This window comes from Paenibacillus sp. 598K, assembly GCF_003851045.1.
Taxonomy (GTDB): Bacteria; Bacillota; Bacilli; order Paenibacillales; family Paenibacillaceae; genus Paenibacillus_D.
This window is the reverse complement of sequence record NZ_BFBX01000134.1, coordinates 1-12,892: the sequence shown is the minus strand read 5'-3', so window position 1 is coordinate 12,892 and position 12,892 is coordinate 1. Positions and strand designations below refer to the sequence as shown.

The window sequence follows — 12,892 nt, the reverse complement described above, 5'->3', positions numbered from 1 at the left end:
CGTGCGCCTCGCCCCGGCGTACGCCTCAGGTGCCGCGCCTCGGCGCGCTCCTATCGCAGCAGTCCCCGTCATCGGACACAATGCAACAGCCGCAGGGCGGATACCCTGCGGCTGTTGCGTATTGACCTGCTAATACTGAGAGGGCTATGCCATGCTTGAAGGCAGATAGGCGGCAGCGCGGCAGCTGAGTCCCCGCCGAGAAGCCCCCGCCGAGCAAGAGCCTTGAAGCGCAAGCTGTCCTAGGTCGTCCCCGGAGCAGCCGTCAGCCTCGCCGTTTCACCTTGAAGTAGATCTGGTAAGGCTCGTAGCCGATATCGCGGATGCGTCGCAGTTGGATCGCCGGGTCCTGCTCAGCCGTCTTGAAAAAGTACCGCCAGCTTCCCCATTCCCGCTCATTCTCCAGCTCGATCTCGGAGGCGATGTCCTCGCTGTCGACATGCAGGATGCGCTCCGCCTCGCAGATCCCCGCCAGCACGTCCGGGCCGTAGCGGAACGCCCCCATGCTCGCATCGTCCGGCAGCGGGATGAACCGGATGCCGATCGGCAGCAGCAGGCTAACACGGTCGCCATCCTGCCAGGTCCGTCGAATGGCATAAAATTGCTCGCTGGACGCGGTTGCGCCATGCAGCTCCCCGTTCACATAGACCTGCGCCTCAGCCTGCACCCAATCCGGAATGCGGAGGCGCAGCTCGAAGGCGTGCGGCTCGCTGACGGTGACGGTGAAGTCATGCTTGCGATAGTCAGGCATGTTCTCGTGCTTGGCGGTCATATCGTTGATCGTATGCTGACCGGCCGTGTTCGAGGAGTCGAGCAGGCTGCCGCTCATACGGTCCTGGGTCTGGCGGATACGGACCTGCGCGTCGCCAATCGCTGCCTTCATCTCGGAGTCGAAGTACTGACATACATATACGCGATCGTCCTTTACATAGTAGAGCCCCTGATTCCAAGCCGCGTTGGCCTGGACCATCGTGCCGTGGCAGCAGAAGAAGCTGTCGGTCTCGGTGCTCCAGTCCTTGCGCAGTCCGGCCTTCATCGGCAGGAAGTAGGTGAGCAGTCCGGTGGACGGATGGTTGTGCGTGTTGCCGGTCAACCCGTATTCCCGGTAGTACGCCTGCGCCATGATGCCGTTATACAGATTGTATTCGATGTATTGCATATACGCCGGATCGCCGCTATGGCGGAACAAAAACTCGGCCAGCCGGATCATGTTGTAGACGGTGCAGTGCTCCTGGTTTTTGTCCCCGAGCCGCGCCTTCATCTTCTGCTTGGGCATCCAGACCTCGCCTGCCGTCTGTCCGCCGGTCGCCAGAGCGCCGCGGTCGGTGACCGCGCATCGCCAGTAGGCCTCCACGATCGCCATCCAACGAGGTTCGCCTGTCACCTCATAAGCCCGTGCGCATCCGAGCACCTCGGGGATCGTCGTATTGGCATGCATATTCGTCAGCGGGTCGCGTCCAACGAGCAGCGGCTCGAAGAGCCGGTTGCGATTGTACCGCTCGAGCAGCGTGTTGTATTTGTCATGACCGGTCAGCTGCAGCAGATCCGCCCACGCCTCGAGCATGCCGCCGGTCTCGACGTCGAGGATGTCGTCGAACTGCTCGCGCGTGTAGCGACCGCTCCAATCGACGAACCAGTCGGCGAAGCGGTCGGCGATCGTCAGCGCCTGCTCGCTCCCGGCGTAGCGATGGGCATCGACGAGCCCCATCAGCAGCTTGTGCAGATTGTATTGGGGCGCCCATACGCTGCGGCCGATGGCGATCCAGTGCAGGTATTTCTCGGGGATCGGGCCGATCCATTGTCCGCCGTTATCTTGCTGGCAGGCGGCCAGCTCGTCGATGATATCGTCAAGCTTGGCCTTGAGCTCTCGGTCGCCCGTCTCCTCGTAGTGCAGCGCTGCTGCCGAGAGCCAGTGGCCGAGGAAGTGTCCTCGCAGCTGACAGACCGGCGACTCCCAGCCGCCGTGCGCGTCTGGCGGGACGACCCGCTCGTGGAAGCGGCCGGCCTCGACGCGGTAGTTCAGCAGGAGATTGTCGCTGCTCAGCTTCATCAGATAGGCGCGGTTTGCCGCTTCTCTGCGCTTGATATCGCCGTCGCGCACGAGCACGTTGGTTCCTTTCAAGGGTTGCATTTTGTATTTCCTCCTCACTAGTAGAGCGAACCGGAAATAAACGAACGATGAAGCGTGCAGAGGAGAGGGAGGCTGGAGAAATGAAATGTTCGCCTTTGTCCCCGGATTTCAACAGCTTAGGCTGTTAGACAATCAGAAATCTGGGGACAACAGCGATCGGAAGCCCCCTCTCCTCGTAACGCAGATCGGAACGTTAGTTCAGGAACGAACTACTAAACATAATTTAGCCTTTGATACCCGAGACGGCGATGCCGTGGATAAAATACTTTTGTCCGACCAGGAATACGAGGATCGGCGGGAGCACGACCATCGTCGCCGCGGCCATCAGCAGTTCCCACTGGGCTGTATAATACCCGATGAATTGCTGCAAGCCGAGCGCCAGCGTAAACATCGATTCCTTATTGACATAGACCAGCGGCCCGAGGAAATCGTTCCACACGGCAAGAAATTGAAACAGCGCCACGACGATGACAGCCGATCGGGACAACGGGAAAATAACATGGGTGAAAATCCGGAAGTATCCGGCGCCATCCATCAAGGCCGCTTCGTCCAACGCCTTGGGGATAGTCCGCATAAACTGGCGAATCAAAAAGATGTTAAACGCCCCGCCGCCAAACCATGCCGGCAAAATCAAGGGGAGGTAGCTGTTGGGTCCGACCACCGTCCGCCAGCCCAGAAACGTCGGGATGAGCGTGACGGCGTAAGGCAGCATCAGGCCGGTCATGAGCAGCGCAAAGAAAAAATCTCTCCCCGGCCACCGGAGTCTGGAGAAGCTGTACCCGCAAATCGCGCTCGTCACGACAGCTCCGGTGACGCTGCACGCGACGATAAAGAGCGTGTTCAGGAAATAACGTCCAAAGGGCACGGTTTCCAGGGCGGTCCGAAAGTTATCCAGCTTAAACGGGTCGGGGATCCACACGGGCGGGACGATGAAGATTTGCGATGCGTCCATCACCGCGCTGCGCACCATCCAGACGAAGGGCAGGATGAAGATGACAGAGCCCAAAATCAGCATGGCATAAAGCGACATCCGTCGCAAACGTTTTTTTGTCATTATTTCTCACCCTCGTAATAAACCCAAGATTTCGATGACCGGAAGATGATGAGCGACAACACCAGTATGATGGCGAACAGCACCCATGCGATGGCGCTTGCCGAGCCCATCCTTTGATTGGTAAAGGCTTCGCGGTACAAGTAAACGACATAGAACAGCGAGGCGTTGTTGGGACCGCCCTCCGTCATAATGTAGGCCTCGGAGAACGATTGGAACCCGTTAATCACGCCCATGACCAGATTAAAGAAGATCGTCGGCGTCAGCATCGGGAGCGTCACCGCAGTCAGTTTGTGCCACATGCCGCCGCCATCGATATCCACCGCCTCGTAATAATGGTCGGGGATCGATTCCAGTCCGGCCAGGAAGATGAGCATCGTGCCGCCTACCGACCAAATATTCATAAAGGCCATCGTCGGCACAACCGTCGCTTCGTCATAAATCCATAAGCTGGTCGGCAGATGGAGGAAGCTGAGAATCTGGTTGAAGAGCCCGATGTCGGGATTCAGGAGCCAGATGAAGATGGTCGAGGTAGCGACGACCGGAACGATCGAAGGCAGATAAAATACGGCGCGAAACATCGATCTTCCCCGCACTTTGTTTTTGAGCAGCATCGCCATGGCGAACGCTGCCAGCAGACTGAACGGGACCGCCAGGATAACGTAGTAAAACGTCACGAACAAGGATTTGTAAAAAAAGCTGTCTTCGCCGGTAAACAGCCGTCTGAAATTATCGAGACCGACAAAGGAATGGTCATTGGTAATGGAGTAGTCGGTGAAGCTCAAGTACAAGCTGGCGAGCAGCGGCCCCATGGTAAAGATGAGAAAGCCCAGAATGGCCGGGGAGGCCATTCCGTAGCCGTACAACGTTTCTTTCCTGATGCGGCGTTTGACGCCGGGCACGGTGCCCGATTGCTGTTTTGGAATCATCCTGATCACGCTTTCCTCTTGATTTTGACCGCTTACTGAATGGTGCCTTCCAGCAACGGAGTGATTTTGGGCATGACTTCCTTCATCACGTCATCGACCGATTTTTTGCCCGTCCACGCCTGATCCAGCGCCGGGAACAGGATATTGTTGATCTCGCCGAAGTTTTTGACATAGACCTCCGAGGTGACCTGGCTGTCCTCGACGATCGGATCGACCAGGACGTCTCTGTAGCCCTCCACTCGCGCCGCGTTGAGGGGAGCCCAGATATCAATCTTGCTGTCCTCGGTGTAGTACGCCTTGCGGTTAGGCATCCAGAGGCCGTCGCGGAACAGCTCCACCGCGCTCTCGGGATTCGTAATATATTGCAGCAGCTGCCACGCTTCCTGCGGGTGCTTCGAATCGGCGAACACGACGCCAAGCGCGCCGCTGTAGACGGCTTTCGTCGAGGTCAGCTTCGGCAGGACGGCGATCCCGTAGTTCAGTCCCTTCGAATTTGCGAAGTCATTGGTGACCCATTGTCCGTCGAGCACCATGGCATATCGCTTCGATTGGAGAGCGACCGCTGGCGCAGGCATGCTTTTGGCTGTCGTCGGACTTGGCATGACCTGATGCACGTTGATCAGATCCGCGACTTGCTGGAACACTTGATTGAAGGCCGGGGTGTTGATCCCCGTCTCGCTTCCTTTATCGGGGTAATATTGCGTGCCGTTGCGGATTAAGAGCGCTTCCATTGTGCCGGACCACAGATTCATATTAAATCCGTATTGCCGAATATTTTTGGCGTCGAAGTCCGGGTCGAGCGCGTTTCTCCCTTTGTTGTCCAAGGTGAGCTTTTTGGCGACCTCGATAAACTCCTCCCATGTCCAGGCATCCTGGGGCTTCACAGGCGGCGCTTCGATGCCAGCTTCCTCAAAAGCGTCCTTGTTGTAGAAGAGGGCAAAGGATTCGAGGTTGTTCATCAAGCCGACGATTTCGTCTCCTTTTTTGACCATGACGCCATCGATATAATCCTCTTCCTGGGTGCTGGAGTCCCCCTGCATCAATGTCTGGATGTTGGCGAGCTTGCCGTCGTCGTACCATTTGTACGCTGTAGGCGGCCCCAGATAGCCGACATCCGGCGCGTCGTTGGACGCGATCATCGTCGTCAGCTTCGTCTCATATTCGGAAGGAATGATGATGCCCTCGACACTAATCCCGGTATCAGCGGTGAATTTGTCGATCGCCTTGCTGATCACTTCCTTCTCGTACGTCGACCCCCAATACGTGAAGCGGAGCTTGATCTCCTTCGTGGGCTTGCCGGGCGATTGCGGCTGCTCTGCGCCATTTGTCGTCTCTCCGGCGCCTCCGTTGCTGCAGCCTGTCACTGCGATAACCCCTGCCAATAATGCCCCTGCGACAGCCATTCGTTTCTTTGCCATGCCTTCCCCTCCTAGTAAGGATGCGTTTTCATTGGTGCAACTTAAGTATGACATCTGGAGAGCGAGGCTGATATTCGATGTTGATTGGAACAGGGGGACACTCATTGTTTTTTTTGCGGATCAAGCGGGAAGACGGATCAGGATCGTCGTCCCCGTCCCGGGAGTCGATTGCACTTCGATCCCGTAACGATCGCCGTACATCAGCTTCAGCCGCCGGTGGACATTGCTCATCCCTACCGAGCCGCTCTCCTCTCCTGATATAATCTGGACTACGCGTTCGGCGCTTATGCCTTGTCCATTGTCGCGCACGGTAAAATAAAGATGATCGTCCTCCTGCCATCCGGTAATGCGCAGCACGCACCCTTTATCCATCTCCTCAAAGGCGTGCACAAAGGCGTTCTCGATGAACGGCTGCAAAAACAGGCGCGGCACCTCGCGGTCGACCAATTCGCCATCCACATAGCAGGCATAATCGAGACGTTCCTCGAATCGGCAGCGCATAATAAACATATAGTCCTCCAGCCATGTCAGCTCTTCTTGTAGGGTTCCTGTCGTCTTGTCGTTCTGAACGGTGTATTGGAGCATCCGCGACAGGGAGGCGACGATCCGGCTGATCTCGTCGGAGCGCTGCTCGATGGCGATGCAGCTGACGAGGTTGAGCGTATTGTACAGGAAATGCGGGTTGACCTGCGTATTCAACCGATTAATCTGCGCTTGCTTCTCCAGCAGGTGGGCCTCGTAATTTTCGTGAATCAACAGTTGAATCTTGTCATTCATATCGTTGAAGTGCCGGATCACATTGTCGAGCTCGCCTTGGCCGCGCACCGGGAGCTTGCTCGTAAAGTCGCCGCGACCAGTCTTGCGGATAGCCGTAATCAACTGGCTGAGCGGCTTGGTGATCAGCATCGACATTACGTAAGCGATGACGAGCGAGATCATCAGGACGACGCTTCCGAGTCTGGCCACGGTGTTGATGATATTGCGGGACGCCTCGGGGATCAGGTCGCGATCGCGAATGGCGGACACGAGCGTCCAGCCTGTCACCTCCGAGGTGTCATAGCTGACGATGAGGTCGTCTGCGCCGTCCTTCGCATGCATGGTGCCCGATTGTCCGAGCGGCAGGTCGGCGATCCAGGCAGCGGCCGCATCGCCAACCAGCGGCGAGGCCGTATTGTCGAACACGACTTGTCCGCTCGGCGCGACCACCAGGAACATCCGCTTCTCATCGAAGCCAAGATCTTTGTAGTAATCGCGCATAAAGTCCAGCTTGAAATTAAGCAACAGCACAGGCGCTTCCTTCTCGCCCGGGAGGCTGACGATATCGCCGGTCGAATTGTCGAAGAGATTCAGCAGACGGCCGCTGGAGAATAGGAACTGGAACTCGGAAATGTCGGCCCCGGCCAGCGACTCCTGTCGGAACATCTCCAGGAAGTCAAAGGTCGGCTCCCAGACCAGCTCGCCGCCGCCTTGTCGAATATGCCGGTCAAGCGTCGAATCCTTAAACCCGTCATAGGGCACATACCCGTTGCCGAAGCTATAATAACTGGTCATAATCGTCGAGGAATAGATTTGCTCGTCGTACGTGTAGTATTTGGCAATAATCCGTTTTAATTCCCGGTCATACTTCAGCAGATCGTTGGGATCGTTGGGGTCAATCGCAGCAAAGATACGGTAGATTTCCTTGTCCTTCATCATGAGTTCGCTGTTCTCGACGATGCTGGATAGCTTCTGATCGAGGATGATGCTGCTCTGGCGTATATTTTGATAGGCCTCTTTGCTATGCTGCTCGACCGCACTGTCCAGACTGGACGTATAATAGCCGTAGCTGGACAGGAGCAATGTCACCATCAGCAGCACAAAAAACAGCAGAAACAGCTTCGTCCGCAGCTTGATCCCTGCATTCATCTTGAGCAACCGGTCCCTTACCTCCGACAGTTTAGTGGCCATGAGTCGGCTCTCCCCGATCTTTGAATTTTCTTCCTTCCTCCGGCGTCAAGCCGTAATGCTTCTTGAATACCTTCGTGAAATATTTGACATCCCGATACCCGACCTCATGAGCGACCTCGTACACCTTTTTGTCCGTATTTCGCAGGATCGAGTAGGCGGTCTCGATGCGAAGTCGGGTCAGGTATTCGGTAAAAGGCGTTCCGGTATGTTTTTTGAACAGCGTACTAAAGTACGAAGGATGGAAATAAAACCGTTTGGACAGCTCCTCAAACGATATTTCCTCTCCGAGGTGACCGTGGATATACTGGAGGCATCGTTCCATGACGATATGATTTTTATTGTCCCGCTGCGACTGGATGAGAGCGGCGAGCGCCTCGAGTGTCGCCAGCAAGTGATTACGGAGTTCGGACAAGACCTGGATGCGGGACGGATCGAGCTGCAGCTCGACCGATCGCGCCAGCTGGTCGGCCGCGTCGCCGGGAATGATGTTCCTCGCCCCCTGTATCAGCTGGAGCAGCTGCGAACGTACGTAATCCAGCAGCGCTCGGGGGTCGGGCCGATGCTCGCCGAGCAAGCGCTCCAGGGCTTGGCTCACCGCAGCCGGGCTCAGCGGCTGCTGACCGTATACGAGCGGCATCCATGCCTCGTGCATAGGAAGCGGGCCTTGGAGCTCCTCGGCATGGAGCGGCATCGCCTCGTCATAGCTAAAGACGTTAGGGGCCTCGTCAAAAAATCGGCTGCGCAAGGCGGCTTCCGCAGACAGGATGGCGTCCTGGACATCGCGGTAGAGGTCCGGATGCAGCCGGCCGATGCCCACCGTGACCATGATCCCGCATGTACGGGCCAGCTCGGTCGCCAGTCGATCGAGCTGCTGAGGCAGACGCGCCTCGTCTCTCTCTCCATCCGGCGTGAATCGCAGCAGGCTTGCAACCGCATTCGTATCCTGGTGCGAGAAATAAGCGACGTTGTGGCCAAAGGACGACAGCAGCCCCGTCAAGCCGGTTCGCGCCTCCCACTTGATGGCGTTCCAGGCTTCGGCGTTCGTCTCTGTGGACGCAGCGTCCGGACGACTGAGGCGGATGATGATCGCGCAGCCTTGCCCAGGGGCATGCAGCAATGCCCGGACCTCAGTTAGTTCGGGAGACGTGCATTCCCCGCTCAGCCATTTGTTGACGAGATAGTCGGAGTATAGCGGGCGAAGCCTGGACACTTGCTCAGCCATCGATTCTGTCTCCAGACGAGCTTGGCGCTCCCGCGAGATTTCGGCCTCCAGCTCCCGGAGGGTGTCCTCGATACCCTCGCGCTGGATCGGCTTGAGGATATATTTGTGCACGCGCAGATGCAGCGCTCGACGCGCGTATTCAAAGTCGCTGTAGCCGCTGACGATGACAATCTTCGCGTCCGGGTGGCGCTCGCAGATCGCTTCGATCATGCCCAGGCCGTCGAGCTTGGGCATGCGGATGTCGCTAAAGACGAGATCGAGCGCACGCTCCGCGCACAGAGCTAGCGCCTCCTCGCCGTTGCTGGCTTCGAGCACATTATAGTCATGATTATAATCGCGGATCAGATTGGAGAGTATTCTTCTTTGACGAAGTTCATCGTCGACGACCAGGATCTGAAGCACCAGCAGCATCCCCTTTGCGTTATGTCTGTCCATTATAGCTACCTGCCTCTTATTGCGCTAGCGCCGACAGAGGCCGGGAAAGAAATGGATGCGCGCATCCTGGTGATATGACGAGATATGTCAACTATCCCGATAAGATAACATAAGGTTGCTGACTTCTCGGTAGAAATCGTCTATACTTGGGGTACAGAAATGGAGGAGATAGGATGAGTCATATAGTAATCATCTCGGGGAGTCCAACACCCGGTTCGCGCTTGAACGGGTTGATCCAATACGTCGAGAGCAAGTGGGCGGCAGCTGACATCAAGATCAGCCATATCCGCGTAGCGGAGCTGCCCGCCGAAGCGCTGCTGCATGCCAAGTTCAACGACGAGGCAATCGTCAAGGCGGTCGGGCTGGTCGCAGAAGCGGACGGCGTCGTCATCGCAAGCCCGGTCTACAAAGCTTCCTATACCGGCGTCCTGAAAGCCTTCCTCGATCTGCTGCCGCAGACCGGGCTGCGGGACAAGATTGCGCTGCCGCTCTTCATCGGCGGGACGATCGCGCATCTGCTGGCCATCGACTATTCGCTTAAGCCGGTGCTCAACGCGCTCGGCGCCCGCAACATTCTCGGCGGCGTCTACGCGATCGACCAATGGGTCGAGCGGCTGGAGGGCGGCGAGCATGGTCTGTCCCCTGAGCTGCTGCTGCGTCTCGACGCCTCGGCCGCCCAGATGGCGGAGGAGCTGCACTGGCACGGCCTGCGTCTGGCGGCGCGCGAGCAAGAGCCGACTGCGTCGGAGTAACGGACGGACGACAGTTGTCTGGGATGGAGTGACGCCCGAATGATGCTCAAGGTTGCGCGTGTTTGGCCGAGCTATTATCGCTCCAATGCTGCAACCCGTTTGCGAACTTTTGCAACTGCGAGAATGGCTAGTGCTTAAAGTGGGGCTGGCTAGCCCATGCATTGTAAGCTCCCTGTACCCCTTAGGCGCAGGGAGTTTTTTGGCATTCGTCGTCTGTCGTCCGAGGGTACGCTCACTGCCACGAACAACTGGCTCATTAGCGAACATACAGATCCTTATTTCGCTGATTTCGGCGCATATCGGCTATCGTAGGAACATGAGTAACCTTATGTGTGACAAAAACGCGGGAAATGAGGGTGGAGGAGGAGAATAAGGATACCCATGTTCCTAACATCGAGAAATTTGCTATTTTTGACCTATTAGCGTTACCTATGTTCCTTTGACTCGAAAAATCAACGTAGCCTAATCCTCCACCCTCGTGTATAATATCCCCTGTTGAACATCGGCCCCGGCCTTCCTGAGAGTGGAAGGTCAATCCAGACCCGCAGCCGCGCGGGAGCTTACGAAGCAAGCGGCGACCGAGTCATGACGGATGCCGGCGGGGCATCCTCTTAAGCTTGACCGGATATACCCGGAAAGGAAAGGTATCTACGTGCTCCAAAAACTTCATCATCCCTCATGGCTTGGCAATGTGCGGATGGACGTGCTGGCGGGCATCACCGTCGCGCTCGCCCTTATCCCGGAGGCGATCGCCTTCTCGCTGATGGCGGGCGTCGATCCGACGGTCGGACTGCATGCGTCGTTCTGCATCGCGGTCGTCATCGCGATCTTCGGCGGACGGCCCGGTATGATCTCGGCGGCGACCGGGGCGATGGCGCTCATCATGGTGTCGCTCGTCGCCGAGCATGGCCTCGAGTATCTTCTGGCCGCGACGATCCTCACCGGCATCATCCAGTTCGTCCTCGGCGCCCTGCGGTTCGGGCGGTTCCTGAGCTTTATCCCGCATCCGGTCATCGTCGGCTTCCTCAATGCGCTCGGCATCCTCATCTTCACGACCCAGCTCACCCACTTCCAGGGGTCGAGCTGGATCATGTATGCGATGGTGGCGGCGACCATCGCCATCATCTATCTGCTGCCAAGGTATACCAAGGCCGTACCGTCTGCGCTCGTGGCGATCGTCGTCATGTCGGTCATCGCTATCGCAGGCGGACTGGAGCTGCGGACGGTCGAGGATGTCGGCGCGATTGCGACGACGCTGCCGATTTTCCATCTGCCGATGATCGAGTGGACGCTCGACACGCTCTGGATCATCCTGCCCTATTCGCTCAGTCTGGCTGTCGTCGGCATCCTGGAGTCGCTGCTCACAGCGACGATCCTCGACGAGATGACCGATACCAAGAGCGACAAGAACAAGGAGGTGCGCGGTCAAGGCATCGCCAATACCGTCACCGGTCTGTTCGGCGGCATGGCGGGCTGCGCGATGATCGGCCAGTCGCTCGTCAATGTGAAGTCGGGCGGACGCGGACGGCTGTCGACGCTGGTGTCGGGCGTATTCCTGCTGTTCCTTATCCTCGTCATGGGCGATATCGTCGCGCAGATTCCGATGGGGGCGTTGGTCGGCGTGATGATCACGATCTCGATCGCCACCTTCGATGTGAAGTCGCTGAAGACGCTGCACAAGGCGCCGCTGACCGACACCTTCGTCATGCTCTCGACCGTCGCGGTCGTCCTCTACACGCATAATCTGGCGCTTGGCGTGCTCGTCGGCATCCTGCTCAGCGCTGTCATCTTCGGCTGGCGGATCGCCCGCATTTCGGCGGTCAGCCGCATCGAGGCGGACGGGACCAAGCATTATGCGATTCGGGGCCAGCTGTTCTTCGGGACGATGAGCCACTTTGGCGAGCTGTTCGATCCGGCGGGCGATCCGGAGCAGATCGTGATCGACTTCGGCGCCTCGCATATTTGGGATCATTCGGCCGTGACCGCGATTACCAAGGTGCTCGGACGGTACGAGCAGGCGGGGATCCGGGTTCGCATGACGGGACTGAACGAAGAGAGCCGCCTGTTGGTGGAGCGGCTGACCTGACCCTTCCGATACAACTCTAACTTCGACTACGCTGCCCGGCGAGTCGGAGTTTTTTGCATTTTCAGGCAAGCCTGGGCTTCACTATCCTATAGATTTTGCAGTAGGAACTTTACTTTTACGGGTTCAGCAATATGCGGGACGTGCCTATAATTAAGAGATGAAAGCGATTACGATCCGAATACGAGAGGAGTCAAACATGAAAAAAATCGCCATTAGCTTTTTGATCTTTGCCATGCTGGTGACGCTGCTGCCGTTGCAGTTGGGACCGTCTGCCGCATCGGCAAGCGAAAATGAGGTCCTCGTCTACCATGAAACGTTCCTGAATGGTAAAGGCGATCTTGTACAGCAATCTGGAGGGGCTGCATTAACAGCTGTAACGGGCAAGAGCTTCGAAGGTAATAGCGATGGCGCTGCGCTGCATGTCAGCAATCGCCAGAATACGTGGGATGCGGCCGACTTCGATTTTGAGAAGATGGGTCTGCAAAAGGGCCAAGAGTACAGCGTAACCATTACGGGCTACGTGGATGAGGGGGTAACCGTACCGTCAGGGGCGCAAGCCTATCTGCAAACGCCTAGCGACAATTCGTACCCGCTTATCGCGAACCAGAGCTATGCTGCGGGCGAGGCTTTTACGCTCAACGGCAAGTTCACGTATGAAGAACCGTATACGAAATTCCGCGTACAATCCAATGAAGCTGGCCAAACGGTGCCATTCTACATCGGCGACGTCAAGGTCACCGGTCGTGCTGATGGAGGCGGGGAAGGCGGATCGGGCGAGACCATCGCGTTCTACGACTTCGAAGACGGGGTGCAGGGATGGAGCGAGCGTGACGTGACCACCGCAACCGTCGCCCATACGACTGAAGCTAACGCGACGGATGGCGGCTCGAACGCTCTGAAGGTCACCGTCAATGCGCAATACGC

At 57.3% G+C, this 12,892-nt stretch carries 9 protein-coding genes; 3 read left to right on the top strand and 6 right to left on the bottom strand.

What is annotated here, in order from left to right; all coding sequences use genetic code 11:
- Positions 1-262 precede the first annotated feature (262 nt).
- The 6 genes from PA598K_RS30610 to PA598K_RS30585 all read right to left on the bottom strand — a co-directional run bounded on the left by PA598K_RS30610 (position 263) and on the right by PA598K_RS30585 (position 9,130).
- Positions 263-2,128, bottom strand: coding sequence for a beta-L-arabinofuranosidase domain-containing protein (locus PA598K_RS30610; RefSeq protein WP_128660580.1), 1,866 nt, complete (start codon positions 2,126-2,128; stop codon positions 263-265).
- 223 nt (positions 2,129-2,351) lie between these two features.
- Complete coding sequence (locus tag PA598K_RS30605) at positions 2,352-3,182, bottom strand: carbohydrate ABC transporter permease (RefSeq protein ID WP_128660579.1); 831 nt, start codon at positions 3,180-3,182, stop codon at positions 2,352-2,354.
- Entirely contained in the window at positions 3,182-4,108 is a 927-nt protein-coding gene (locus PA598K_RS30600; protein ID WP_128660578.1) for a carbohydrate ABC transporter permease, read from the bottom strand. Before PA598K_RS30600 ends, PA598K_RS30605 begins: the two co-directional genes overlap by 1 nt.
- A gap of 32 nt (positions 4,109-4,140) precedes the next feature.
- Positions 4,141-5,526, bottom strand: coding sequence for an ABC transporter substrate-binding protein (locus PA598K_RS30595; RefSeq protein WP_185602321.1), 1,386 nt, complete (start codon positions 5,524-5,526; stop codon positions 4,141-4,143).
- 120 nt (positions 5,527-5,646) lie between these two features.
- Positions 5,647-7,473, bottom strand: a complete 1,827-nt coding sequence (locus PA598K_RS30590) for a sensor histidine kinase (RefSeq protein WP_128660576.1) — start codon at positions 7,471-7,473, stop codon at positions 5,647-5,649.
- Positions 7,463-9,130, bottom strand: coding sequence for a response regulator (locus tag PA598K_RS30585; RefSeq protein WP_128660575.1), 1,668 nt, complete (start codon positions 9,128-9,130; stop codon positions 7,463-7,465). The genes PA598K_RS30590 and PA598K_RS30585 overlap by 11 nt, the downstream gene beginning before the upstream one ends.
- 173 nt (positions 9,131-9,303) lie before the next feature.
- On the opposite strand from PA598K_RS30585, the gene ssuE reads away from it, so the two are divergent.
- From ssuE to PA598K_RS30570, 3 genes are all read left to right on the top strand, one after another.
- Positions 9,304-9,882: an NADPH-dependent FMN reductase gene (gene ssuE / locus PA598K_RS30580; RefSeq protein WP_128660574.1), complete on the top strand. Its 579-nt coding sequence runs from the start codon at positions 9,304-9,306 to the stop codon at positions 9,880-9,882.
- Positions 9,883-10,579: 697 nt separating this feature from the next.
- Complete coding sequence (locus PA598K_RS30575; protein ID WP_185602322.1) at positions 10,580-11,968, top strand: SulP family inorganic anion transporter; 1,389 nt, start codon at positions 10,580-10,582, stop codon at positions 11,966-11,968.
- Between the two features lie 196 nt (positions 11,969-12,164).
- Positions 12,165-12,892 (top strand): carbohydrate binding domain-containing protein (locus PA598K_RS30570; RefSeq protein ID WP_185602320.1); only part of this gene is annotated, 728 nt, incomplete at its 3' end.